The sequence below is a fragment of the Bacillus sp. CECT 9360 genome (genome assembly GCF_918741275.1).
Taxonomy (GTDB): domain Bacteria; phylum Bacillota; class Bacilli; order Bacillales; family DSM-1321; genus Peribacillus.
In genome coordinates, this window is the sequence record NZ_CAKKNA010000009.1 from 1 (window position 1) to 26,089 (window position 26,089).

The 26,089-nt window shown below is 43.6% G+C and carries 25 protein-coding genes; 18 read left to right on the forward strand and 7 right to left on the reverse strand.

The window, feature by feature from the left end; translation table 11 throughout:
• Positions 1–673 precede the first annotated feature (673 nt).
• Positions 674–2,200 carry an alpha/beta hydrolase gene (locus tag LQ216_RS12130; RefSeq protein ID WP_230129606.1) on the reverse strand — a complete coding sequence of 509 codons (1,527 nt, stop codon included), beginning with the start codon at positions 2,198–2,200 and terminating at the stop codon, positions 674–676.
• A gap of 494 nt (positions 2,201–2,694) precedes the next feature.
• Between LQ216_RS12130 and LQ216_RS12135 the strand changes: the two genes are divergently transcribed.
• The 7 genes from LQ216_RS12135 to LQ216_RS12165 all read left to right on the forward strand — a co-directional run bounded on the left by LQ216_RS12135 (position 2,695) and on the right by LQ216_RS12165 (position 9,552).
• Positions 2,695–4,134: a GntP family permease gene (locus tag LQ216_RS12135; protein ID WP_230129607.1), complete on the forward strand. Its 1,440-nt coding sequence runs from the start codon at positions 2,695–2,697 to the stop codon at positions 4,132–4,134.
• Positions 4,135–4,164: 30 nt separating this feature from the next.
• On the forward strand, positions 4,165–4,866 hold the full coding sequence (locus LQ216_RS12140; RefSeq protein ID WP_230129608.1) for a CoA transferase subunit A: 702 nt from the start codon (positions 4,165–4,167) through the stop codon (positions 4,864–4,866).
• 15 nt (positions 4,867–4,881) lie between these two features.
• Complete coding sequence (locus LQ216_RS12145) at positions 4,882–5,538, forward strand: 3-oxoacid CoA-transferase subunit B (RefSeq protein WP_230129610.1); 657 nt, start codon at positions 4,882–4,884, stop codon at positions 5,536–5,538.
• Between the two features lie 17 nt (positions 5,539–5,555).
• Positions 5,556–6,347, forward strand: a complete 792-nt coding sequence (locus LQ216_RS12150; RefSeq protein ID WP_230129612.1) for a 3-hydroxybutyrate dehydrogenase — start codon at positions 5,556–5,558, stop codon at positions 6,345–6,347.
• Between the two features lie 267 nt (positions 6,348–6,614).
• The gene (locus tag LQ216_RS12155) at positions 6,615–8,030 is read left to right on the forward strand and encodes a sigma 54-interacting transcriptional regulator (RefSeq protein WP_230129614.1); all 1,416 of its coding nucleotides are present in this window, start codon (positions 6,615–6,617) and stop codon (positions 8,028–8,030) included.
• Positions 8,031–8,200: 170 nt separating this feature from the next.
• Complete coding sequence (locus LQ216_RS12160; RefSeq protein WP_230129616.1) at positions 8,201–9,043, forward strand: EcsC family protein; 843 nt, start codon at positions 8,201–8,203, stop codon at positions 9,041–9,043.
• Positions 9,040–9,552 carry a MogA/MoaB family molybdenum cofactor biosynthesis protein gene (locus tag LQ216_RS12165; protein ID WP_230129618.1) on the forward strand — a complete coding sequence of 171 codons (513 nt, stop codon included), beginning with the start codon at positions 9,040–9,042 and terminating at the stop codon, positions 9,550–9,552. Before LQ216_RS12160 ends, LQ216_RS12165 begins: the two co-directional genes overlap by 4 nt.
• A 28-nt stretch (positions 9,553–9,580) precedes the next feature.
• On the opposite strand, the gene LQ216_RS12170 is transcribed toward LQ216_RS12165, so the two are convergent.
• Positions 9,581–9,895, reverse strand: coding sequence for a hypothetical protein (locus LQ216_RS12170; protein ID WP_230129620.1), 315 nt, complete (start codon positions 9,893–9,895; stop codon positions 9,581–9,583).
• A gap of 196 nt (positions 9,896–10,091) precedes the next feature.
• Here LQ216_RS12170 and LQ216_RS12175 point away from each other — a divergent pair, with 196 nt between their 5' ends.
• Positions 10,092–11,297, forward strand: a complete 1,206-nt coding sequence (locus LQ216_RS12175; protein ID WP_230129621.1) for an argininosuccinate synthase — start codon at positions 10,092–10,094, stop codon at positions 11,295–11,297.
• Positions 11,294–12,691 (forward strand): argininosuccinate lyase, encoded by a 1,398-nt coding sequence (argH, locus tag LQ216_RS12180; protein ID WP_230129623.1) that lies wholly within the window; start codon positions 11,294–11,296, stop codon positions 12,689–12,691. Before LQ216_RS12175 ends, argH begins: the two co-directional genes overlap by 4 nt.
• Before the next feature lie 17 nt (positions 12,692–12,708).
• Here the strand turns inward: argH and LQ216_RS12185 are convergent, their stop codons facing one another.
• Entirely contained in the window at positions 12,709–13,161 is a 453-nt protein-coding gene (locus LQ216_RS12185) for a universal stress protein (RefSeq protein ID WP_230129624.1), read from the reverse strand.
• Positions 13,162–13,336: 175 nt separating this feature from the next.
• Here LQ216_RS12185 and ald point away from each other — a divergent pair, with 175 nt between their 5' ends.
• A complete protein-coding gene (gene ald / locus LQ216_RS12190; RefSeq protein ID WP_230129626.1) occupies positions 13,337–14,464 on the forward strand; it encodes an alanine dehydrogenase in 1,128 nt (375 codons plus the stop codon).
• 36 nt (positions 14,465–14,500) lie between these two features.
• Here the strand turns inward: ald and LQ216_RS12195 are convergent, their stop codons facing one another.
• On the reverse strand, positions 14,501–15,598 hold the full coding sequence (locus tag LQ216_RS12195; protein WP_230129627.1) for a Xaa-Pro peptidase family protein: 1,098 nt from the start codon (positions 15,596–15,598) through the stop codon (positions 14,501–14,503).
• Positions 15,599–15,772: 174 nt separating this feature from the next.
• Between LQ216_RS12195 and LQ216_RS12200 the strand changes: the two genes are divergently transcribed.
• From LQ216_RS12200 to LQ216_RS12210, 3 genes are all read left to right on the forward strand, one after another.
• Positions 15,773–16,456 carry a metal-dependent hydrolase gene (locus LQ216_RS12200; protein ID WP_230129628.1) on the forward strand — a complete coding sequence of 228 codons (684 nt, stop codon included), beginning with the start codon at positions 15,773–15,775 and terminating at the stop codon, positions 16,454–16,456.
• A gap of 117 nt (positions 16,457–16,573) precedes the next feature.
• Complete coding sequence (locus tag LQ216_RS12205) at positions 16,574–16,801, forward strand: hypothetical protein (protein WP_230129629.1); 228 nt, start codon at positions 16,574–16,576, stop codon at positions 16,799–16,801.
• Positions 16,802–16,873: 72 nt separating this feature from the next.
• On the forward strand, positions 16,874–18,193 hold the full coding sequence (locus LQ216_RS12210; RefSeq protein ID WP_230129631.1) for a CBS domain-containing protein: 1,320 nt from the start codon (positions 16,874–16,876) through the stop codon (positions 18,191–18,193).
• Between the two features lie 106 nt (positions 18,194–18,299).
• Here LQ216_RS12210 and LQ216_RS12215 read toward each other — a convergent pair whose 3' ends face one another.
• Positions 18,300–18,608 carry a YtpI family protein gene (locus LQ216_RS12215; protein ID WP_230129632.1) on the reverse strand — a complete coding sequence of 103 codons (309 nt, stop codon included), beginning with the start codon at positions 18,606–18,608 and terminating at the stop codon, positions 18,300–18,302.
• Between the two features lie 148 nt (positions 18,609–18,756).
• Here LQ216_RS12215 and LQ216_RS12220 point away from each other — a divergent pair, with 148 nt between their 5' ends.
• From LQ216_RS12220 to LQ216_RS12230, 3 genes are read left to right on the forward strand one after another with little or no spacing between them, the layout of a single operon-like run.
• The gene (locus LQ216_RS12220; protein WP_230129633.1) at positions 18,757–19,689 is read left to right on the forward strand and encodes a bifunctional oligoribonuclease/PAP phosphatase NrnA; all 933 of its coding nucleotides are present in this window, start codon (positions 18,757–18,759) and stop codon (positions 19,687–19,689) included.
• Between the two features lie 56 nt (positions 19,690–19,745).
• Positions 19,746–19,898 carry a hypothetical protein gene (locus LQ216_RS12225; RefSeq protein WP_230129634.1) on the forward strand — a complete coding sequence of 51 codons (153 nt, stop codon included), beginning with the start codon at positions 19,746–19,748 and terminating at the stop codon, positions 19,896–19,898.
• 2 nt (positions 19,899–19,900) lie between these two features.
• Entirely contained in the window at positions 19,901–20,401 is a 501-nt protein-coding gene (locus tag LQ216_RS12230; protein WP_230129635.1) for a hypothetical protein, read from the forward strand.
• Here LQ216_RS12230 and ytrI read toward each other — a convergent pair.
• The gene (ytrI, locus tag LQ216_RS12235) at positions 20,387–20,887 is read right to left on the reverse strand and encodes a sporulation membrane protein YtrI (RefSeq protein WP_230129637.1); all 501 of its coding nucleotides are present in this window, start codon (positions 20,885–20,887) and stop codon (positions 20,387–20,389) included. The genes LQ216_RS12230 and ytrI overlap by 15 nt on opposite strands.
• Positions 20,884–21,219, reverse strand: coding sequence for a YtrH family sporulation protein (locus LQ216_RS12240; protein WP_230129936.1), 336 nt, complete (start codon positions 21,217–21,219; stop codon positions 20,884–20,886). Before LQ216_RS12240 ends, ytrI begins: the two co-directional genes overlap by 4 nt.
• 170 nt (positions 21,220–21,389) lie before the next feature.
• Here LQ216_RS12240 and dnaE point away from each other — a divergent pair, with 170 nt between their 5' ends.
• Complete coding sequence (gene dnaE, locus LQ216_RS12245; RefSeq protein WP_230129639.1) at positions 21,390–24,740, forward strand: DNA polymerase III subunit alpha; 3,351 nt, start codon at positions 21,390–21,392, stop codon at positions 24,738–24,740.
• 110 nt (positions 24,741–24,850) lie between these two features.
• Entirely contained in the window at positions 24,851–26,089 is a 1,239-nt protein-coding gene (locus LQ216_RS12250; RefSeq protein ID WP_230129640.1) for a malic enzyme-like NAD(P)-binding protein, read from the forward strand.

A 26,089-nucleotide genomic window follows, 5' to 3' on the forward strand; every position in this document is an offset into this window, starting at 1 on the left:
GCCTCACGGAAGTTAAGCTCGAGCGCCGATGGTAGTTGGGGTGAGTCAAGGACCTTCTGCTAAACCCGCCACATCCATGTGGCAACGCAGAAGTCAGCACATCCTGTGCAAGTCCTGTGAGAGTAGGACGTCGCCAAGCGAGCGAAAGATCAGTCGAATAGACTGATCTTTTTTCGTGTTTTCAAACCGAAGGATAGTTAAGAAGTTCAAAGTATGATTGGAGGTAAGTAAAGAAAGTTAAGCCCTGGATGGGGAGGAGCAGGGAGGTCTAGGAAACGAGATTAAGAACGAAGGCTAAGAACGAACGCAACGTCCTGTTGCAACGCCTTCATGACCTATCCTGTAGGCCTCGGAGAAGTCAGCACATCCTCGAAAAGCTATCGCTTTCCTTCGTGCGCTGCATCGCTGCCTCAGCGTTCCTTGTCCTGTGCAAGTCCTGTAAGAGTAGGACGTCGCCAAGCAAGGAGAAGACCAGCCGGCATGACTGGTCTTTTTTCTTTTTGCGCTGCAAAAAAATTAGTTTATGGGCATTTCGTTAAATCATTAAAAATAACATTTAGATTGATGAAGGTTATCATCGGGATTTCTATATAAGAGACAACTCATGAACGCCAACTGTCACCGAGCAAAAGATTGACCAACTAATGAGATTGATTTTTCTTCGACGCTAAACTCAACGGGGATTTCTTTCCTTCCCGGTCTTCAAATCCCTCACCTTTACAGGATCTTCAGGTGCAGGCACCAACTGGCTAGCAGGAGCTTTCTGATTCTTTTCTACCCAATCTACAAGCAAATCAAATGATTGATGTGCATAAGGCAGTAGCGGCTGCAATTGAGCCCTAGGATCCGTTTGTTTATTCCACACTAGGCTATCGACATGATTGCCGTTTTCAATTGTGTATAATCGGTGATATGTTTCCTTTCCTGCTTTCTTCACTAACTTTTCATATCCTTTTGCATGTATGTCCGGAAAGATTAATGAATCCATAGAGCCTGTAAAGCTGATTAGGGGTACATTGATGTCTCCCGTATTAGCTACTTTTTGAATGTTGCGTTTGTAATTTTTCGAACGGGTTTTGTAGTCTTTAAAGATGTAATCGTATGTGCGGTCTCTTTGGCCAGAAGACGTGAAGTTCAGGTAATTTCTCCAGTGTATTCTTCCAGGAGCAGACGGGTCAAAATGATCGCGATATATATTTAATGTCACGAACCAGTATACTTGGTCATGATAAAGCCATAAGTTTTCAGACCCTTCCGGAAGTCCAGCTTTATACATTTGTTTTATCGCATTGTCCCTTTCTTTTCCCTCTCCATAAATCGCTTTTTCCGCATTATTTACAACCGTCGCTAGTGAGCTGATTAAATTGGGGTCTTTTTCTGTCCAAAGCACACCTTCCCAATCGACGCCTCCATCAAAAAGGTGTGGTTCCCCTGTCTTTTTTTGGCCGTCATGCTCGAGGGCATAGCGGACGACATACCCGCCGTTTGATATTCCCATCGCATACGTAGGAACTTTATGGTTTTTCTTTATTAAATGGCTTGCAGGATTAGATTTGTCGGATGAACGGATGAGTTTGTCAGGGTGATGCTTGATTAGATAACTTTGGGCTGCTCTTGTGATTTGGCGGAAGCGGAAATTCCACTCTGGCACACTGTCATCTTCATTAACCAGAGCATTTTTGACCTTGGCCAAAGGGTCATTTAGATCAGATTCTCCTTGTGTGCCTTTGTCGATAGCCGCAAATGCATAGCCTTTTTCTAGGACAAAATCGCTGAATAACAGGTCCGTTGAAGTTTCATTTCTGGTGGCTGGAATTCCTGAGACAACCAGTTTTCCGTTCCAATCCTCGGGTATACGAATTATAAATTGGGCATCCTCGAAGTTTCCATTAATCTGCTTGCCCTTAATTTCCGCCGGCTTATACATCTGGTGCCAGCCGGAAGCATTTGCTGCATTTCCCCAGTTATATGGTGCCAGGCCCAGGTTGCCAAACAGTACAGCTTGTTCATATTGCTTTGGATTTTTAGTAGTCAGCCAGTTGTTATCTTTCCCATCAAAATAGGTGGTGGTGAGATTATGCGCCCCGGGAATATGTTCCTTGACTTCTGAAGCTTGAGTTTCAGATATTCCAGGGGTGAAAGGATTAACAGTGAAGAGAAGAGAAGATGTTAAAGTAAGCGCTATTAATTTTCTTTTCATAATTTTGTCCTCCTTTTTAAAATTCCCCTAACAGGGTTTATCGTTTATACATGCATTTTTTATACCAAATGGGAAGCTGAAAGCGAAAAAAGTCAATTAAATTGAAGCAGGAGGAGCTTTAAGTTGATATCCGCAGTGAGACTTACAATTTTTCCTATCTTAAAAGGAGACGGTTGCGATTAGAAAACTTATTGTTTATTCCGCAAAACCGGAAATTTCCGTTTTTGCGAATTGAAATAGAAGCTTCTACTTTCCGGATTTACGGAAAAGAGTAACTTTCTTTATTAAGCTCCAGTGTTTTTCTCGTTTTCCAGCATTAAAAAAGTTGGCATGCAACTTGCATTGATATATAGTAACCGCTTTTTAATTTTAAAAAAGAGGAAATGAACAGAAAGGATACTATTAAAAAGTTTGGTAAGCAGAGGGATTATGCATGAATTTTTATATTTTTACTTTTGGAAACGCTTACTATAAATGAATTGAGGGGGATTGTTATGGATCTTATTGTTATTCTTTTGTCGCTTGGTTTGCTTATGTTTGTAGCCTACAGAGGCTTTTCGGTCATTTTATTTGCACCGATTTGTGCTTTGTTTGCGGTTTTATTAACGAGTCCGGATTATGTGCTTCCTTTCTTTTCAAATGTGTTCATGGAAAAAATGGTCGGGTTTATCAAGCTTTATTTTCCGGTCTTTTTGCTTGGGGCAATTTTTGGGAAAGTCGTGGAAATGTCAGGAATTGCTGAATCGATTGCGAAAACGATCATCAAGTGGGTCGGCGCAAAAAGAGCGATTTTGGCGATTGTCTTATTAGGCGCTATTCTTACATACAGCGGCGTCAGCTTGTTTGTTGTTGTGTTTGCGATTTATCCGTTCGCGGCTAATTTGTTTAGAGAAGCTAATATCCCGAAGCGCCTGATACCGGGCACGATTGCCTTGGGTGCTTTTACATTTACAATGGACGCTCTGCCTGGTACGCCGCAAATTCAAAATGTCATCCCAACGACATTTTTTAAAACAGACATATACGCGGCACCGATTCTCGGCACAATTGGCGGCATTATCATCCTGGCAGTCGGCCTGCTGTACCTGGAGTCGCGAAAGAAGAAAGCCGAGAGAGAAGGAGAAGGGTATTTTGGATTTGAGAATTCGGCAGCCGCTGCAGAGTTGCAAGCTGAAGTAAGCAATGAGCCGGAACAAGTGATGACCCCCGGTTCTCAAGGTTTAGGCCGCCAAATTCTTGCCTTTATTCCGCTTGTACTAGTAGCCGTTATGAATAAAGTTTTCACTGTATCCATCCCTAGATGGTATCCAGAGGGATTCGACTTCGAAAGCATTGGCTTACCTTTATTCGGAAAGATTGAAACATCAGCAGTCCTGGCGATTTGGTCCGTTGAAATGGCCCTTGCCATTGGTATAATCGCCTCTATCCTTTATGACTGGAATAAAGTGAAGACAAATTTCCAAAACGGACTCAATCTTAGTATTAGCGGCGCGCTGCTTGCGGTAATGAATACTGGGGCGGAATATGGCTTTGGTGGCGTCATTTCTTCATTGCCGGGATTTGCTGTTGTCAGCAAAGGGATTTCGGAAACATTCACCAATCCGCTTGTGAATGGCGCTGTCACTACAACGACACTGGCAGGGATTACAGGTTCAGCATCAGGCGGCATGGGGATTGCTTTAAGCGCGATGGCCGATAAGTACGCCGCGGCTATAACTCAGTATAATATCCCGCCGGAAGTCATGCATCGTGTTATATCGATGGCCTCAGGGGGAATGGACACACTGCCCCATAACGGTGCTGTTATCACACTTCTGGCTGTCACCGGGCTTACGCACCGCCAGTCATATAGGGATATTTTCGCAATCACGATTTTGAAAACGGTAACAGTGTTCGTTATCATTGGTCTATACAGCCTGACAGGACTTGTTTAAAAGACGTATATATGGAAAGGGGGTTCACGTATGACCAGGGGAAAGATTTTTGATTCATTTACATCTGCAATAGAGGATATCCAGGATGGAGCCACACTCATCGTCGGCGGTTTTGGCTTATGCGGAATCCCTGAGAAATCAATCATGGCCCTCCGGGATCGCGGCGTGAAGAATTTGACCGTTGTCAGCAATAACTGCGGTGTTGATGATTGGGGACTGGGGCTTCTGCTTCAATCCCATCAAATTAAGAAAATGATTTCTTCCTATGTCGGTGAAAATAAAAATTTTGAACGTCAGTATTTAAGCGGCGACATTGAAGTGGAACTGACACCCCAAGGAACTCTGGCGGAACGGATTAGGGCAGGAGGAGCAGGCATACCGGGATTTTACACCGCGACAGGCGTCGGCACCCTGGTAGCTGAAAACAAAGAACACAAGGAATTTAATGGGCGCACTTATATTTTGGAAGAAGGAATTACAGGTGACTTTGCACTGGTCAAGGCATGGAAAGCAGATACGCTTGGCAATCTTGTTTTTCGCAAAACCTCGCGTAATTTCAATCCGATCGCAGCCACGGCAGGCAAAATTACCATTGCCGAAGTGGAGGAAATAGTCGAGGCCGGCGAGCTCGATCCGGATGAAATTCATACACCCGGCATTTATGTGCAACGTGTGCTGCAGGGAACGAATTACGAAAAGAGAATCGAGCGCAGAACCGTGTTGCAGGCATGAAGGGGAGGAATTTAAATGACTGATACCAGGAGACTGATCATAAAAAGAGCAGTACAAGAGATTGAAAATGGAATGAATGTAAACCTGGGAATTGGAATGCCGACTTTAATCGCCAATGAAATTCCGTCCGATGTTCGTGTCTTACTGCAATCAGAGAATGGATTGCTTGGCATTGGACCCTATCCGGTCGCAGGAAAAGAAGACCCGGATGAAATCAATGCAGGGAAAGAGACGGTTACTGCGGTTTCTGGAGCTTCTTATTTTGATAGTGCTGAATCGTTCGCGATGATTCGCGGCGGGCATATTGACCTGGCGATTCTAGGAGGCATGGAAGTATCGGAAACCGGTGATTTAGCCAATTGGATGATACCCGGAAAGATGGTGAAAGGCATGGGCGGTGCAATGGATTTAGTAAACGGGGCCAAACGAATTGTTGTCATCATGGAGCATGTAAATAAGCATGGCGAGCCAAAGGTAAAAAAAGAATGTTCGCTTCCGCTTACCGGCAGTCAGGTCGTTCACACGTTAATAACTGATCTAGCAGTCTTTGATTTTACGTCCTCCGGGATGCTTTTAAAGGAAACAGTAAACGGATCGACAATTGAGGAAATTAAAGAAAAGACAGAAGCAGCGTTTACGGTAAGCGAAAGCCTTGCCTATGCCATGAAATAGAACATGATAAGGGAGAAATGAATGTGGGACCATTATTAAAAGAAAAAGTAGCCCTCATTACGGGAGCAGGCAGCGGTATCGGCCTGGAGGTATCAAAAGCATTTGCCATGGAAGGTGCGAAGGTCATCATAACGGACTTAAACGAAGAAGCCGCAAAAATGACAGCGAACAGCCTGGTGGAAGCTGGTTTTGAAGCAATGGGACTTGGTTTTGACGTCACAAACGAGGAACAATTGAAAGCTGCGTTGTGTCACACGGTGCAAGAGTTCGGAAAAATTGATATCTTGGTTAATAACGCAGGTCTGCAATATGTTTCGCCGATCGAGGAATTTCCCACCGATAAATTTGAACTGATGATCAAAATCATGCTGACCGCTCCATTTATGGCTATCAAGCATGTTTTTCCGATCATGAAAAAACAAGGAGCCGGTCGGATTATTAATATGGCTTCCATTAATGGGTTGATTGGGTTTGCCGCCAAGGCTGCTTACAATTCAGCCAAGCACGGCGTAATTGGGTTGACGAAGGTTGCAGCCCTGGAAGGAGCGGCTGATGGCATAACTGTGAATGCCCTTTGCCCAGGTTATGTTGATACCCCGCTTGTACGCAATCAACTGAAGGATTTGGCGGCCACAAGGAAAGTACCGCTTGAAAGTGTCCTGGAAGAAGTGATCTATCCACTGGTGCCGCAAAGAAGGCTGCTGGCAGTTTCTGAAATCGCTGATTATGCAATTTTTCTGGCCAGCGATAAGGCAAAGGGAGTCACCGGCCAGGCAGTTGTTCTCGATGGAGGATACACGGTCCAGTAATAATGGGATGTTCCTTTCTAATTGAATAATAAGTAGCAGATTTTTCTTTATGTAAGCGATTCCTTCTCATAGTTTGATATAATACAATTACTTATTAATATAAGGCTATGTTAATTCATGCTGTTCATAAAACGATTTTGGCTCATTCGTGTAAAGCCATTGCTTCACACGCCTTTCAGCCTTTGCTGTAAGGCAGAGGACTAAAGGAGCCAAAAATCAACAGAGTTATTTAACATTGCCTATTATAAAGAGAAGGATGAAACCAATATGGGGAAAGGAATTGATATTCTCCCAATTGAATGGATCAAAGAGCTTATCCATCTTGTTGCCGAGAGATTGGTAGTCGTTGATCGGGACGGAATTATCAGCTATATGGACAGTGCATACTTGGACTTCTTGGGAATCACGGATGAACAGGCGATTGGAAGACCGGTCCAGGAGGTCATTGAAAACTCGCGGATGCATATTGTTGCAAAGACGGGTATTGCTGAACTATCGGCGGTCCAGCCTATAAAGGGCAGTGAAATGATTGCCAACCGCTATCCGATTTATGTGAAAAATCAGTTAGTCGGAGCTGCGGGCACCGTGATGTTCCGCAACCCCCAGGAATGGATCGAGTATTCCAAACGGATTCAGCCTTTGTTGGAGGAACTGCAATATTATAAGAAGAAGCTTGAAAAAGAACTGCAAAGCAAATACAAATTCACCGATTTGGTAGGAATCAATCCAAAGTTTATCGAGGCCAAGCGACTGGCTGAAAGAGGGTCGCGCAGCCAGTCCTCAATCCTGCTGATTGGGGAATCTGGTACAGGAAAAGAGTTATTTGCTCATTCCATCCATCAAAACAGCGCCCGCTCCATTTTTCCGTTTATCCGTGTGAATTGTGCTTCGATCCCAGAGCACCTGTTGGAATCCGAGTTATTTGGCTATGAAAGCGGAGCATTTACAGGGGCCAAAAAAGGCGGGAAAAAGGGGAAATTTGAGCAGGGTCATATGGGTACGATATTTTTGGATGAAATTGGGGATATGCCTCTCCCTATGCAAAGCAAGCTTTTGCGGGTGCTGCAGGAAAAAGAAATTGAACGGATTGGCGGCAATACCCCCAAAACAGTGGACGTCAGAATTATCGCTGCTACCCATCGAGATCTGGAAATTATGGTGGAAGAAGGGAAATTTCGTAAAGACTTATATTATCGGTTAAATGTATTGAAGGTTGAAATCCCTCCTTTACGTGAACGACCGGAAGATATTTTAGCGGTTTCTAAGATATTATTAAAGAAGCTGGAACGAAAATTTAGTATTCAGGAAATACAGTTGTCTGAAGTGGTTATTGAATGTCTTAAGCATCATTCATGGCCCGGTAATGTGAGGGAATTGGAGAATGTATTGGAAAGGGCACTAAATATTTTAGATGGAGATATAATCCAATTGGAGCACCTGCCGTTATACATGCAGGATCAAGAGATCTATAGAATCCCCGGGCACATGCACTTGATTAAGTGCCCAAATTTATCTCTTAATGAACCGGTTCAGCCGCTTAGGGATATCATAGCTTCTGTTGAAAGAGAAGCAATATTAAAGGCCATTCAACAAGCCGAGGGCAATAAAGTAAAAGCAGCAAGCATATTAGGAATCGGGAAGACAAGCTTTTATGACAAATGCAAGCTTCATGATATTCAATAAAATTTTTATGTTCCAAAAAAAATCAGTCCTTTCTTAGACTGATTTTTTTTGTCAATCACATAAAAAGCGGAACAGTTTTTTTGGCACTCACTAAATTATCCGATAGTTTTTGCCCTATGATATACTACAGGTATAATCAGCCAATTTTGGCTTGCGCGGGAGGATTTTACATGGGATTGACTGATCGTGAAGTACAGGTGTGGAACGAGATTAGCGAGTGGGAACAAAAGCTGTTTGAATATGAACCGACAGATTTTGTTTCGCTTTATGATAAGTGGCTGGAGCAGGGAGTTTCCTTGCTTCCTGAAGAGACACAAAAGGAATTTTTCGAAAAGCTGGATAACTTGTTATTTCATTTGCATGCAATGGTGCAAAGCTCTCAGATACAAATGGATGCTCGCGAGCGGATTTTAGGAACCGCGCGTGTTTTTCATCAGGATATTTCGGCCATTTCCGATTTGAAAGCATTGACGATTGATCAGTTGAATTATATAGCGGAACAGCATATTGCGAGGCACAGGCTATATTCTTTTGCACAAGGTGGCGCGACCGGCTCAGGCGGTTATCTTCTGCTTGGTAGTGACCTGCCGGCAATCGCTGTTATTAATGTTAGAGTGGTACAGCTCATTGCGATGTCTTATGGTTATGAAGTGAATACCCCGTTCGAAATGATGATAGCCCTTAAGGTATTTAATATTGGCATGATGCCGAAGCGACTGCAAGGAGCTGCTTGGGAAGAACTTATTAACGAAACAAAGAATGCAGAGGATGATTATTTTTACGAAGGCAGCGACGAACTAGTGAATATATCTTCGCTCGATCTACCGCTCAAACAACTTTTAAAAGCTATGGCGATTACTGTTTTTCGTGAAAAACGTATTCAAGGTGTCCCGTTGATTTCTATGATCATCGGTGCTGGATCGAATTATCAATTGACCAGAAAAGTGAGCGAGTTTGCCCAAAAATATTATCAGTATCGATATTTGCATGACAAAAGAGAGGGACAGGAATGAGTGTCACCGAGCATAAAAAAGAAGCGCCGAAGCAAATTCGCTGTATGGTTATTACCGTTAGTGATACACGAACAAAGGCTACAGACAAAAGTGGAAAGCAGATGATGGATCTCTTAGGTAGTAACGGACATGAATTGATTGAATATGAGATTGTAAAAGATGAACGTAAAGTAATCGAAGAGGCTATCCTTAAAGGAGCTGGAAATCCTGAGGTTGATGTCATTTTGACCAATGGCGGAACGGGGATTGCCAAGCGGGATGTGACGATTGAAACGGTTAAAGGTCTTCTGGATAAAGAAATTCCTGGCTTCGGTGAGCTATTCCGCATGCTGAGCTATCAGGAGGATATCGGTTCAGCGGCGATTTTATCAAGGGCGATAGCAGGAGTGGTAAATAATAAAGCCATATTCTCCACTCCCGGGTCTACGGGTGCAGTAAGGCTTGCAATGGACAAGCTGATCTTGCCGGAAATAGGACATGTTGTAAGAGAACTGAATAAGGATGCATAATTAAAAGGCTTGGACATTTCCGAGCCTTTTAATTATGCATCTTTTCAGTCATATCCTGATTCACCCGGTACCAGAGCCACAGGTCATTGATTGTGGATGCAAGGTCGGCGATTTCTGAATTGAGCTGGCAGGAAAACGAGAAATCATATTCATCGGAAAGCTGTGCCTGCTTTCTATTTATGAGTTGCTCCAATTCTTTAATCCGGTCCGGGATGCCGCCGCGTATGTTTTCCCATAACAGCAGCACTTCCTGCTGTTCAGCCTCGCTGTATTCCTTCCATCCTTTCGTGAATACTGGAACAGAGATTCCGAGCCGTTTATCGAATGAAAAAATCTTCTTCATAACGTTTCTCCTCACACTTACATAATAATGTTAATGTGCTATATCTTTTTCTAGTTCATTATTCATTATAGCAAACTTAAAAAAACATTAAAAATACCTTGCATTTCCATAGAAAAGCTGATAAGTTTATAAATAATTAATTGAATAAAAATAATATAACATGAATTTTTATTCATGCAGGGGAGGACGAACTAACATGACAAATCAAAAAGTTGTTTTAGCTTATTCTGGGGGGTTAGATACTTCCGTTGCGATAAAGTGGTTGCAGGAAAAAGGGTATGATGTGGTAGCATGCTGCTTAGATGTTGGCGAAGGAAAGGATTTAGATTTTATTAAGGAAAAGGCGTTGAAGGTAGGCGCAATTAAATCCTATGTAATAGATGCAAAAGAAGAGTTCGCCAATGAATTTGCTTTACCGGCTTTGCAGGCTCATGCATTATATGAAGGAAAATATCCGCTTGTCTCGGCGCTATCACGCCCGCTGATCGCTAAAAAGCTGGTCGAAGTAGCTGAGACGGAAAACGCGGTTGCCGTAGCACACGGTTGTACGGGTAAAGGAAATGATCAGGTTCGTTTTGAAGTATCCATTCAGGCTCTAAACCCAAACTTAAAAGTGCTGGCTCCCGTACGCGAATGGAATTGGTCGCGTGAGGATGAAATTCAGTATGCGCTGGATAATGAGATTCCAATTCCTATTAATTTAGACAGCCCATATTCGATTGACCAGAACCTATGGGGGCGTTCCAACGAATGCGGTATTCTTGAAGACCCATGGGCAGCACCACCGGAGGAAGCTTATGAGCTAACTACCAGTCTGGAACAAACGCCGGATACACCGGATATCATTGAAATTGGCTTTGAAAATGGTGTTCCGGTGTCACTGAATAACACTTCTTATACACTGTCTAATTTGATTCTTGAACTAAATTTGCTGGCTGGCAAGCATGGTGTAGGCCGGATCGACCATGTCGAAAACAGATTGGTCGGAATCAAATCCCGTGAGGTGTATGAGTGCCCGGGAGCAATAACGCTAATAAAAGCGCATAAAGAGCTTGAAGATATTACACTTGTAAAAGAAGTTGCCCACTTCAAACCGGTCATTGAAAAGAAATTAACGGAACTCATTTATGAGGGGCTTTGGTTCTCCCCATTAAGGGGTGCATTACTTGCTTTTTTAAAGCAGACACAGCAAACTGTCACCGGGACGGTTCGTGTAAAATTGTTCAAAGGTCACGCAATTGTGGAAGGTAGAAAATCTGAGTATTCCTTATATGATGAAAAGCTAGCGACATATACCGCCAGTGATGAATTTGATCATAGCGCTGCAGTCGGTTTCATTTCCCTTTGGGGCCTTCCGACGAAGGTATCCAGCATCGTAAACCAAAAGAAGGTGACCGTGTGAGCAAACTGTGGGGCGGCAGATTTACAAAGTCTGCCGAAGAGTGGGTAGATGAATTTGGGGCTTCCATATCTTTCGATCAGGAGCTTGTTATGGAGGATATCCAAGGAAGCCTCGCGCATGTAACGATGCTAAAAAAATGTGGGATCCTGCCGGCAAGTGATGCCGAACAAATCATCGAAGGATTGAACGTTTTAAAGGAAAAAGCATTCAATGGCGAGCTGTCTTTTTCGGTTGAGATGGAGGACATCCATCTCAACCTTGAGAGCATGCTGATTGCCGAAATCGGACCGGTGGGCGGAAAGCTTCATACTGGACGGAGCCGGAATGACCAGGTTGCAACTGATATGCATTTATATTTACGCAGCCAAACGGAAGATGTACTCCAACTAATAAATAATCTGCAGGAATCGATCCTGAATCAAGCAGAAAAACATGTGGAAACGCTTATTCCAGGGTATACCCATCTGCAACGGGCCCAGCCTATTTCGTTTGCGCATCATGTGATGGCCTATTTCTGGATGCTTGAGCGGGATAAGGAACGATTTACGGAAGGCCTAAAAAGAATAAATATTTCTCCGCTTGGCGCAGGTGCGCTTGCCGGTACGACATTTCCGATTGACAGGGAGTACACGGCCGGACTGCTGGGCTTTGAAGGGATTTATGAAAATAGCCTTGATGCTGTTAGTGATCGTGATTTTATCCTTGAATTTTTAAGCAACAGCTCCACGCTCATGATGCACCTGTCGCGTTTCAGTGAAGAAATCATTCTTTGGTCAAGCCAGGAATTTCAATTCATCGAACTCGATGATGCATTCTCGACGGGAAGCAGCATTATGCCGCAAAAGAAAAATCCGGATATGGCCGAATTGATCCGCGGGAAAACAGGTCGTGTATATGGAAACCTGACTGGCATGCTAACTGTATTGAAGGGATTGCCGCTCGCCTATAATAAAGACATGCAAGAGGATAAGGAAGGCATGTTCGATACTGTAAAAACGGTGATAGGATCCTTAAAAATATTCGAAGGCATGATTTCGACCATGAAAGTAAGGACTGAAGTGATGGAAAGGGCTACAAAATCCGATTTTTCCAATGCGACAGAGCTTGCGGATTATCTTGCCGGCAAAGGCATGCCATTTAGAGAAGCCCATGAAGTAGTCGGGAAGCTTGTCCTCCATTGTGTACAAAAAAATTGTTATCTGGCTGATTTGCCGATGGAGCATTTTAAAGCCGCTTCGCACTTATTCGAGGATGATATTTATACAGCTTTAGATCCGTATCAGGCAGTGAAGCGGCGCAACAGCGCAGGCGGAACTGGTTTTGAGCAGATTAAGCTGGCGATTTCGAAAGGGAAAAAACTTGTGGCAGAATACAAACAGCCCGCTCACCAATAAGGTGAACGGGCTGTTTTTTATTCCGGTTCTTTTTCTGATCGGATGACCAATACGTCACAGGTTGCGTGCCGGGTGACATAATCAGATACGCTTCCAAGCATAAGGCGTTCAATTGCGTTGAGCCCGGTAGCCCCGCAGATGATTAAGTCTGTTTCGTGTTTTTTGGGCAAGTCTTTTGCAATTTTAATCTTGGGGCTTCCAAGTTCAATCTCTACTTTCAAATCTTTGATCCCGGCTTCTGCTGCTTCCGCTTTATATCTGTCCATTAATTCTCCTGCAAAGCTCTCAGTCCGGTCTCTTATTGTTAAGTCATACGCTTCGATGGTAGGAAAGTTTCGTGTATCAATCACATGTGCTAACACTATCTGCGAATCATTTCTTTTGGAGATTTCAAGAGCTTTTTTAAAAGCCCGATCCGCTTCTTGGGAGCCATCCACAGCTACTAGGATTTTTTTATAGGTTAGTGTCATAATACTTCTCCTCCTTCTACTATAAATATACAATATTTTCTTGCTGAACTTTCAGGATACTTATAACAATTTAGTGAAGTTTAAAATTATATCCCGGTTTATATGCACAAAAGATTGGAGATAGCATAATAGTAGGAGAAGCAAATATTGTGGAGCGGATTCGGAGGTAAAGATAATGAGAATTGGAATTCCGAGGGAAATCAAAAACAATGAGAATCGAGTATCTTTGGCCCCGTCTGGAGTGGTGAACCTTGTTAATTCAGGGCATGAGGTCTTTATTGAAACTGGTGCGGGTTTAGGCTCGGGATTCACGGACCAGGACTATTCGGCAGCAGGGGCGGAAATGGTTGAGTCTGCCAAAGAGGCATGGTCACAGGATATGGTTATGAAGGTGAAGGAACCCATACCAGAGGAATACGGTTATTTTGCGGAAGGACAAATCCTTTTTACTTATCTCCATCTAGCTCCTGAAGAGGCATTGACAAAAGCGCTTATCGAGAATAAAGTGACTGCTATCGCCTATGAAACAGTCCAGCTTCCGAACCGGTCTCTACCACTGTTGACACCAATGAGCGAAGTCGCCGGAAGGATGTCCCCGCAAATCGGCGCCCAGTTTCTTGAAAAGGTTTATGGAGGAAAAGGCATTCTCCTTTCTGGGGTGCCGGGTGTCCGCAGAGGGAAGGTGTCGATAATCGGCGGGGGGATTGCGGGAACGAATGCAGCCAAAATTGCAGTCGGTCTTGGGGCAAATGTGACGATGCTTGACGTCAATCCAGACAGGCTGCGTCAGCTTGATGATATTTTCGGAAATGATCTAACGGTGATGATGTCCAATCCATATAATATTGCTGAATCTGTGAGAAACTCGGATTTGGTGATCGGCGCGGTTCTAATCCCTGGTGCCAAGGCGCCCAAGCTTGTAACTGAACAAATGATCAAGGACATGTCACCGGGATCTGTCGTCGTTGATATTGCGATCGACCAGGGAGGTATTTTCGAAACGACTGATAAAATCACGACACATGATAACCCGACATATGAAAAACACAATGTCATTCATTATGCGGTCGCCAATATGCCAGGAGCTGTACCGAGAACGTCAACCATTGCCTTGACGAATGTTACGGTCCCTTATGCCATTCAGATTGCAAATAAAGGAGTAAAACAGGCATGCCTGGAAAACGAAGCTCTTTTACTGGGCTGCAATACGGCGGCCGGGCATGTCACTTATAAAGCGGTTGCCGAGGCGCATGGCATGGAGTATAAGGACGCGAGGCAAATAATTGAAGAAATGAGTGGATAAAGCTGAAGGCAGTCACTAGGGTAGCTGCCTTTTCATTTAACTTATGATTTGAAGTGTTTTTGGATATTTCGTCAGTACTTCATAACCGTTTTCCGTGATGAATAAATCATCCTCAATCCGAACACCGGCAACATCAGGCACATAGATGCCCGGCTCGATCGTGAAAACCATCCCTGGCTGTAAAAGTAACGGATTTGTTTCCGTCAATGATGGATATTCATGGACACCGATTCCTAGTCCGTGGCCAAGACGGTGAGGGAAATATTGGCCATAGCCTTTATCAGCAATGATTTTTCTCGCAGTTAAATCGATGCTGGAGCAAGCGGTGCCAACAACACTTGCAGAAACTGCGGCTTCCTGTGCTTTTAACACCGTTTCATAGATGTCATGCTGCTTGTCAGTGATATCTCCATAAGCTATCGTTCTTGTAATATCTGAGCAATAGCCTTCATAGACCACTCCAAGGTCAAATAAAACCAAATCTCCGCGCTGTATCTTCGTCATCCCTGGTGTTCCATGGGGAGAAGCGGCGTTCTTCCCTGTCAGAACCATCGTCGAAAAAGACATTTGACTAATACCCGCTTTTTTTAATTCAAATTCAATGGCGGCGAGGATTTCCATTTCTGTTTTTCCTTCGCTGATTTCATTTGCGCCCACTTCGATGGCAAAGTCAGCGAGACGGCAAGCTTCCCGGATCTTCGTCATTTCTTTATCTGTTTTGATCATGCGCAGCTGTCGCAGCTTTTCTTCGGCTGAAACAAATTCTGGGACTGAAAAAGTTTCGTTCACTTTTTCATATCGTTCGACATTCATATGTTCTTTCTCAATAGCGATTCTTTTTATGGAGATGCCCCGGTTTGCAACCGAGCTCTTTATTTGTTCCCATGGGTCTTCGATGTCACTATAGCCTATGATTTCAGGATCCCAACCGGTTTTCTTTGCCTCCTCGACCTCCATTTTCGGGACGACAAGGAATGGCTCGGCATCAGGGAAGACTGCCAATGCAAGCAATCTCTCATGGGGGTCACTTAAAAAACCGCTAAGATAGAACACATTTTCAGGAGCCGTGATCAGTGCGGCGTCAATCGTATTTTGCCTTAACCAATCTTTTACTGATTCGATTCGTTGATTCATATAGATCCCTCCGCTTTTAACTACTAATTTGACGATAACAATAAGAAAATGGATTGTAAACTGTTAGATACTTTTGAAAAAGGGTAAACAAGAAGGTGAATCTATTTTTTCAAAAGGATTACTGGCATTTATCTAGAAAAAGATATATGGATACAAATCGAGAGGAGAATGAATATGAAGGTTTCCTATCATGGACATGCGGTTATCAAGATTGAGACAAATGGCAAAACGATTTTATTTGATCCATTTATTAACGGAAATGAATTAACCGATTTAAAGGTGGAAGATGTGAAGGCGGATGTCATTATTCTGACTCATGGACATGGTGATCATCTTGGGGATACAGTGGAAATTGCAAAAAAGAATAATTCATTGGTAATCGGCACAGCTGAGATGGCAGCATACATAGGCTTTCAAGGTATAGAAAAAACACATGGAATGCATATTGGCGGTTCGTATGAATTTGACTTCGGCAAGGTGAAGCTTACACCCGCCTTCCATGGCAGCGGGTTTATCACGGATGATAAGCAAATCATTTATTTAGGAATGCCTGCAGGTGTCCTTTTCTCGGCAGAAGGAAAGACAGTTTATCACGCAGGTGATACGGCCCTCTATTCCGATATGAAGCTAATCGGGGAAAGGCATCCGATTGATCTTGCCTTTTTGCCAATCGGCGATAATTTTACAATGGGCCCTGAAGATGCGGCGCTCGCGGCAAAATTTTTGAACCCGAAACAGGTCGTCCCGATACACTATAATACATTCCCTCCTATCAAGCAGGATCCTCATAAGTATGTTGAAATGCTTGGTCGCGGCATCGGGAAGGTCTTGCAAGCAGGAGATTACATTGATTTGTAAAAAAAAAAACGGACAGCCAGGTTCACACAACTGGCTGTTTTTTACTGAACGTGTCTTTTTTTTGCCAGACAAGCATAAAATGTACCGCAGGATTATTAGTGATTGGGGGGACGATCATTGAAACAAAGGCTGTTGCTTTGCTTGCTATTAATAGGCGTCATGCTTTATTATGCGGTGCCAAGACTTACGCTAACAGGCTCAGGACTGGAAAGTATTTTTGCTGCAAGCTGGCTGCTTTTTGCCTTGTTTGCGGTTGCAGGGAACCTGACAGGAATGCTTTACGCTCCTAAAAAACGAAAGAGAGCTGAAACTGGGCAAATGCGCCAAAGAATGCGTGCTTATTAATAGTTGATTTGAATAGCATCTTCTTTCACTCTATAATGAAGAAAAAGGTAATCCGTGAAAAGGGTGAAGAGATTGGAAACGAAGCATGAACAAATTTTAAAACATATAGATGGGCTACCGGTTGGCGAAAAAATATCCGTACGCCAGATTGCAAAGGCCTTAACTGTGAGTGAAGGAACCGCATACCGCGCGATTAAGGATGCGGAGAATAAAGGATATGTGTCTACCATTGAAAGGGTAGGAACGATCAGGATCGAACAGAAGAAAAAAGAAAATATCGAAAAGCTCACGTTTGCTGAGGTTGTTAATATAGTGGACGGTCAGGTGTTAGGCGGACGTGCCGGCCTTCATAAAACGTTAAACAAATTTGTCATCGGAGCCATGAAGCTTGAGGCCATGATGAGATACACAGGGCCGGGAAATTTGTTGATAGTCGGGAACCGGACACAAGCCCACGAACAGGCATTAAAGGCCGGAGCCGCTGTTTTAATCACCGGCGGTTTCGATACGGAGGAGCAGGTCAAGAAGCTGGCCGATGAGCTTCAGATGCCGGTCATTACCACCAGCTACGACACGTTTACTGTGGCAACCATGATCAACCGCGCAATTTACGATCAGTTGATCAAAAAAGAAATCTTGCTAGTGGAGGATATCCTGACACCGATACATGAAACGACCTTCCTGAAAACTACTGACCCTATCTCAGTCTATCTTGAATACAATAAGGAAACCAAGCACAGCCGTTTCCCTGTCGTCGATGAAAACATGAAGATACAGGGGATGGTCACCTCCAAGGACATTATGAGCCAGGATGAAAATATTCTCATAGAAAAAGTGATGACAAAAAGCCCGATGACGGTAGGCGCTAAGACGAGTGTGGCATCAAGCGCGCATATGATGGTATGGGAAGGCATTGAGTTGATCCCGGTTGTCAATGACAATCATATGCTGCAAGGCATTATTAGCCGTCAGGATGTCTTAAAGGCGATGCAAATGAGCCAAAGACAGCCCCAGGTTGGGGAAACGATTGATGACATTATTACAGGCCAGCTTTCCAAGAGTGAAGGCAACGCAAAAGGGGAAGAAATATACCGGTACGAAGTGACCCCGCAGATGACTAATCATCTCGGTACCATCTCTTACGGCGTATTTACAACGATTGTCACCGAAACCGCCAACAGGGTTCTCAGAGGATTCAAGCGCGGAGACCTTGTGGTTGAGAATACGACAATCTATTTTATTAAACCGGTACAGATCGATAGCATGCTTCAAATCGTTCCAAAGGTATTGGAAGTCGGCAGAAAGTTCGGAAAAGTCGATGTTGAGGTTTACAATCAAGGAAAGCTTGTCGGAAAAGCGATGATGACCTGTCAGCTCCTTGATCGCCCATAATTAGTAAAAGAAAAAGGATAATCATCCAGGAGTTTTTCCTAAGTGATTATCCTTTATTGTTTTTTAAAACATTGTTGTTGTGACCAAAAATCGACAGAAACATTTATTAGGAGTTCTTTGCAACCTGCTCCGATTCTTCAATGGCATGAGGCAGATAGAACTTGTACGCTCTAAAACCGCCATAAATGCTCAGTCCCCCAATTAGGAGAAAGATCACGGCAACAAAGTAAGTCATTTTAGACTGATATAAAAAAAGCTGATTCACTCCGAATAGAGCCACAAAAAAACCTAAAGAAATGGAAGATTTTGCGGAAAGCCACTTCTTTTCCATCGGAAGACGGGTCCTGAAAAATTTCACTTTATAAAAAATATAGAACATCAACGAAATGACAATTAAAATAGCAAGGATTAACATGATGAATAGCCCCCATTATACGATAATACTATTTTATTGTAACGGGAATTTTAGCAGAAAGCCACCATTAAAGAAGGCAACCACTTTCCATTCTTTTCTTTTTTTGTTTAAATAGACTTATAAGATAGGTTGCGAAGGAGATAATTTGATGAAAGCTGAAATTTTAAAAGAAATAGAGCGATATGAAACGATAATTATCCATCGGCACGTCCGTCCTGACCCGGATGCTTATGGCTCCCAATGCGGACTCGGGGAAATCCTGAGAACCTCGTTTCCAGAGAAGAGCATTTATTTGGTTGGAAAAGAAGAGGAATCACTCAACTATTTAAAAAGACTTGATACCATTTCGGATGATACATACAAAGGTGCATTGGTTATCGTTTGTGATACAGCCAATACAGAACGCGTTTGTGACCAGCGCTATAATTCAGGCGACAAATTGATTAAAATTGATCATCATCCAAATGAGGATCGATACGGAGATATGTTATGGGTGGATACGGATGCGAGTTCAACAAGCGAAATGATTTACGAATTTTACTTATACGGAAAAGATAAGGGCTTGAAGTTGAGCGACGATGCGGCGAAGTTATTGTTTGCGGGGATTGTCGGGGACACGGGCCGGTTTTTATTTGCGAGCACAACCGAAAAGACGTTCAGTTACGCCGGCGAGTTGATCCACTATAATTTCTCGCGGACGGAATTGTTTAATGATATGTACGACGTAAATGAAAACGTAACCCGTTTAAACGGATACGTCCTGCAAAACTTTGAAATATTCGAAAACGGCACGGGGAAAATGGTAATAACCAAGGACATTTTGCGTGAATTCGATACGACGCCAGCAGAGGCTTCTTTGCTTGTGAGCTCTTTGGGCGCGGTAAAAGGATTGAAGGCTTGGGCTTTCTTTATCGAGGAAGAAAAGGAAATCCGTGTCCGTCTCCGTTCGAAAGGCCCTGTCATTAACGGAATTGCCAGAAAGTATAATGGCGGCGGTCATCCGATGGCTGCCGGCGCATCCATCCATTCATGGGACACCGTGGATGAGGTGTTAAAAGATTTGGCGGAAGTGTGCCGTTAAACCATGAAAAGGAAGGGTCTGTGCACTTCGGCAGACCCTGATTAAGTTAGGGGAAGTTGGGAAATCTGGAACCGGCTACAAAACGGGGATTTCCGCAACAAAAAATAGAGTTGGCAACAAAAACAAAATTTCGGCAACGAAAGTTCCTGTTCCGGCAACAAAACCAGTCAAACCGGCAACAAAACGGGAATTTCCGCAACAAAAAATAGAGTTGGCAACAAAAACAGAATTTCGGCAACGAAAGTTCCTGTTCCGGCAACAAAACTGGTCAAACAGGCAACAAAACGAGGATTTCCGCAACAAAAAAAGGGCCCGGCAACAAAAACAAAATTCCGGCAACAAAAGTTCCTGTTCCGGCAACAAAACTGGTCAAACAGGCAACAAAACGGGAATTTCCGCAACAAAAAAAGGGCCCGGCAACAAAAACAGAATTTCGGCAACGAAAGTTCCTGTTCCGGCAACAAAACCAGTCAAACCGGCAACAAAACGGGAATTTCCGCAACAAAAAAAGGGCCCGGCAACAAAAACAGAATTTCGGCAACGAAAGTTCCTGTTCCGGCAACAAAGCCAGTCAAACCGGCAACAAAAACGAGGATTTCCGCAACAAAAAAAGGGCCCGGCAACAAAAACAGAATTCCGGCAACAAAACGGAATTCCCCGCAACGAAATCCGGAACCCGCTCCAACAACAAAATTATTCAGAGCCGAACTAGCCGGACTTCGATATACATGTTCGTATAGAAAAGGATTTCCGCGACCACTAATTTGTAGCGTTTTTTATTGATTTCGACAATCTTATTTTCGATCGATTTCTTCAACAAGGATTTTCCGTTATATATCGTTTCTACATCTTTAGTAAGCAGAGAAGCCAAATCATCATGGATGGCGTCCTCAGCTTCAGCTATGCTTAAATGGTCTAACTTAAACGTTTTTCCGTTTAAAATAGTTACTTCGATTTCCTGGATTTTCAGCTTTTTTTCCACTTCTTCATTTAACTTCTGATAGTCTTTTTCCCAAATTGCATTCCTGTCCGTAAGATTTCCGATCAATTTCCGCTGAGTATTAATCCTTTCAAACTGGTTTTCCTGCTGTACCCCAAACATGTATAGAAAAACAACCCAACTGATGATACAACCAATTGCGACTCCGGCAAAAAAACGCTGCCATCCGGGTTTTTGATGATAAGGAGGGATCCTCATTGGGAAATGTGCTCCTGGGTCAGCCAATAAATCAGCAGTGCTCCGGTTTTAGCGCCTCCCAACGCTGCGAGAATCCACAAAAATTGCTTAATAATATCCTTGGTCTCTCCATTAAAGAGCCCGCGTTCAAACGAATAGACCGTGTCAAATGTACCACCAATTGCCGCGATAATCGCCCATATTCTTAAGCTGTCTGATAACCTGTACATTATGGTAAGCGGCGCCTGACCGGTAAAGAAGGCACCAAGCCCGCCTAAAAGCGACCCGCCAAGCAGCACCCCGAGGGAAATGAAATAGGTGTTTATAAAAGCAGGGAAAAATGCTTCCTTCATTTCTATCATCCTTTAGTCTCCCAGAATAATTAGTCTATGGTTATGTATATGGACAATCCTCTGCCCATATGAGTATTTGAGAAAGTTCTCAGGATGAGAACATATTTTCTTTTTTGGGGATAAGGCTCTATAATGAAACCAAGAAAGCCTTGTAAAGGTGTGAAAAAAAGATGTTTACTCATTTACATATACAAAGCGCGTATAGCTTATTATCAAGTACCGTTAAAATAGACGAGCTGGTGTCGCAAGCGAAGGCTAATGGGTTCTCCAGTCTTGCCTTAACCGACAGGAATGTCATGTATGGTTCGGTTTACTTTTATAAAGAATGTTTGAAGCAGGGGATTAAGCCAATTATCGGCTTAATTGCCGACGTACTGGATAATCAGGATAATCCCTATCCGCTTATCTTATTGGCCAAGAATAATAAAGGCTATCAGAACCTTTTGAAAATCAGCAGCGCGATTCAGACAAAGTCCCGTACCGGGCTTCCTGTAAAATGGCTTAAAGCTTATTCCGAAGGACTCATTTGCATTTCACCAGGGGCAGACGGCAGAATTGAAACATATCTGTCAGAAGGCCTTTTTGAGCAGGCACAAGAAACGGCTCTTTTCTATCAAAGTATATTCGGAAAAGAATCTTTTTATCTATCGATGCAGCGCCTTGAAAAAGAACCGGCAGAACTCGTGGAGCACCTATCCGAAGTAACGGGAATACCTGGAGTAGCTACGAATCCTGTTTTTTACTTAAACAAGGAAGATGCGCTCGCCAAAGACGTGCTCACAGCAGTAAAAAACGGAGAGAAATTAACGGATGAAAAACAAATCGAACCAGTTTCAGGTGAGCATTATTTGAAAAGCGGAAAAGAAATGGCCGAAGCATTCAGAGAATTGCCTGAAATGCTTGCGAATACATTAAAAATAGCGGCGCAATGTGAGGTTGTGATCCCATTTAACCAATCATTACTGCCGAAGTATCCAGTTGAAAACAACATGACAGCCGATGAAATGCTGGTGGAAGTTTGCATGGAAGGGTTGAAAAAAAGATACCAAAATCCATCCGAGGCCTATGAAGAAAGGCTGCACTATGAACTTTCTATCATAAACAAAATGAAGTTCAGTGATTATTTCCTTATCGTCTGGGATTTTATGAAATTTGCAAGGCAAAACCAGATCCTGACCGGTCCGGGCCGGGGTTCTGCCGCGGGATCCATGGTTGCGTATGTTCTGCAGATTACAGATGTCGACCCGATTGAGCACAATTTGTTGTTTGAGCGATTTTTGAATCCGGAACGTATCAGCATGCCGGATATTGATATCGATTTTCCTGATAACCGGAGAGAGGAAGTCATTTCATATGTTGCCTCGAAATACGGGGAGCTCCATGTGGCCCAAATCATTACATTCGGTACCTTCGCTGCGAAAGCGGCTATACGGGATACGGGGCGGGTTTTCGGTCTAACCCCATCGGTGCAGGAAAGATTGTCAAAAATGATTCCAACGAAGCTAGGGACTACACTAAAGGATGCTTATAAAGAATCCAAACCATTCAGGGACTTTATGAATGAAAGTGAAACGAATAAATTGCTGTACGAAATTGCATTGAAAATTGAAGGTCTGCCACGACATACCTCGACGCATGCGGCCGGAGTTGTCATCAGCGACATGCCGCTGACGGATATCATCGCGATACAAGAAGGGCATGAAGGGATTCATCTTACTCAATTTCCGATGGATCTTCTTGAAGAACTGGGACTGCTGAAGATGGATTTTCTCGGTCTGCGAAACTTGACGTTATTAGACAATATGCTCACAGCTATCCAAAAAGGCACCGGCCAAAAAATCGATATTACAGGCATCCCTTACGACGATGAAAAAACATTCAAGCTCTTAAGTAAAGGGGATACAACGGGAATATTCCAGCTGGAATCAGAGGGCATCAGGAAAGTGATTATGAAACTTACCCCAACGCGTTTTGAAGACATCGTCGCGGTCAATGCGTTATACCGTCCCGGCCCGATGGAAAACATCCCTCTGTTTATCGAACGTAAGCATGGGATTAAGCCGATAGACTATGTGCACCCCGAGTTGCAGCCAATTCTTGAAGATACCTACGGGGTTATTGTCTATCAGGAGCAAATTATGCAAATCGCCTCCAAAATGGCAGGCTTCACGCTTGGTGAAGCAGACTTGCTTCGCCGCGCCGTTTCCAAGAAAAAGAAAGAAATCCTTGATGAGGAGAGAGCGCACTTCGTCGAAGGGGCAGTGAAGCAGGGATATGAAACGGAAATAGCACATGTTGTCTACGACAGCATCGTCCGTTTCGCCAATTATGGATTTAACCGCAGCCATGCGGTCGCATATAGTTTTATCGCCTACCAACTGGCCTATTTAAAAGCCCATTTTCCGAAGCCTTTCATGGCCGCTCTCATGACTTCTGTCATTGGAAATGAAGATAAGATTTCACAATATGTGAGGGAAGCAAAGAATAAGGAAATTCCTGTCCTGCCGCCTTCAATAAATAAAAGCGTATATTCGTTCCATGTTGAAAGTGAAGGCATCCGGTTCAGCCTTGGTGCGATAAAAGGAGTTGGCGGTGCGGTCCTAAGAGAAATTTTTCAGGCAAGAAGGCAAAAGAAATTTGAGGATTTTTTTGATTTCTGCCTGCGGGTTTCAGGGAAGATTGTGAACAGGAAAATTTTAGAGGTACTTATCCATTCAGGAGCCTTTGATGATTTTGGCGAGGACCGGGCAACACTCGTTGCAAGTATTGATGTAGCCTTAAGCCACGCTGAACTGGTTAAGCCGGATGGCAACAATCAATTTGATCTGTTTGAAAGCAATGAATTTTCACTCAAACCTAAATATATGAAAGTAAAGCCGATGGATATGGAGAATAAGCTCTCTCAGGAGAAAAGTGTACTCGGTCTCTATTTATCGAATCATCCGGTTACTTCTTATCTGTCCATATTTCAGCATTTCGGCACGGTTTCAATAGACCAGGCGCTTCTGACAAGTGAAAAGAAGGTCCTTTTGGGTGTGTACATCACTGCTTTCAAGAGCATCCGTACGAAGAAGGGTGAAGTGATGGCTTTCATGACAATCAGTGATGAAAGCGGTGATCTGGAGGCGGTCGTTTTTCCGAATGTCTATAAAAATCAGATCTCGCTCTTCCAAAAAGGAATGATCTTAATGCTTAAAGGCACCTTGGAGGAACGCGAAGGCAAAAAGCAATTGATTGTTCAGGAAGCATTTCCACCCGATGATTTAAAGAGAATGATGGAAGAAGAGAGTTCCCGCCTTTTTATAAAAATAGAAAAGGAGAAGCAGACGGCTGCTTCTTTGCAGAAGATTAAACAAGTGTTATCACAACATAATGGAACAACAAAAGTCATGCTTTATTATGAAAGTGAGGACCGATATGTACAGCTTTCCATGTGGGACTGGATAACACCATCAGCTGCGCTTTTGCAAAAACTGAAGAAAATCGCAGGAGAGGAAAACGTCGTATTAAAGGAAGAATAGCTGTTTACAACATTGGGAGTTATGTTATATTGTAAGAAGGCTTTGTGGTCTGACCACTTTATTCGTTATATAATTTTTGTACTCGAACCTAAGTTTAGGGAGTGAAGGAATTGTCATTAAGAGAAGAAGCATTGCATATGCACCGAATGAATAGTGGAAAACTTGAGACTGTTTCGAAGGTTCCTGTCCGGAATGCGGAAGATTTAAGCTTGGCCTATTCACCGGGAGTGGCTGAGCCCTGTAAGGAAATCTATGATAAACCGGAAACGGTTTATGATTATACAATGAAGGGCAATACTGTTGCAGTGGTTTCCGACGGAACAGCTGTCCTCGGACTCGGAAACATCGGACCTGAAGCGGCGCTGCCGGTTATGGAAGGAAAAGCTGTCCTATTTAAAAGCTTTGCGGGTGTGGATGCTTTCCCAATCTGCCTGAAAACGACGGATGTGGAAAAGATTATTGAAACGGTCAAGCTGCTGGAACCTACATTCGGCGGGATAAACCTGGAGGACATTGCGGCTCCAAACTGCTTCGTTATTGAAGAACGATTAAAAAAGGAAACCAATATTCCTGTTTTTCATGATGATCAGCATGGGACAGCGATCGTTACGGTTGCGGGTCTTGTTAATGCCCTGCGGATCGTCGGCAAGTCGATGTCCGAAATCAAAGTGGTTGCCAGCGGTGCAGGCGCTGCGGGTATTGCAATCATTAAGCTTCTCTACAATTACGGGGTAAGAGATATTATAATGTGCGATTCTAAGGGGGCAATCTTTGAAGGGCGTACATATGGTATGAATGAAATTAAAGATCAAATCGCAAAGGTTACGAACAGGGACAATCTGGAAGGAAGCCTTAAAGATGTCATTAAGGGAGCGGATGTGTTTGTCGGTGTATCGGTCGCCGGAGCATTGACAAAAGAAATGGTAGCATCGATGAATGTCGATCCGATTATTTTCGCAATGGCCAATCCCGATCCGGAAATCATGCCGGAGGATGCAAAGGCTGCAGGCGCGAAAGTGGTTGGCACAGGTCGATCCGATTTCCCGAACCAGGTGAACAATGTGCTTGCCTTTCCTGGGATTTTCCGGGGCGCGCTGGATGTGCGTGCGACTCATATCAATGAAAAGATGAAGGTTGCCGCAGTCAAAGCGATTGCAAGCTTAATAACTGAGGATGAGCTTCACGCGGACTATGTCATCCCTGGTCCATTCGATGAAAGAGTGGCCCCAGAGGTTGCGGCTGCTGTAGCCAAAGCAGCAATGGAAACCGGTGTAGCGAGATTGAAGGTCGATCCTGAAGATGTCAAAGAGAAGACAAGAAAGCTAGCGATTATCGGGAAAAGCGAGTGA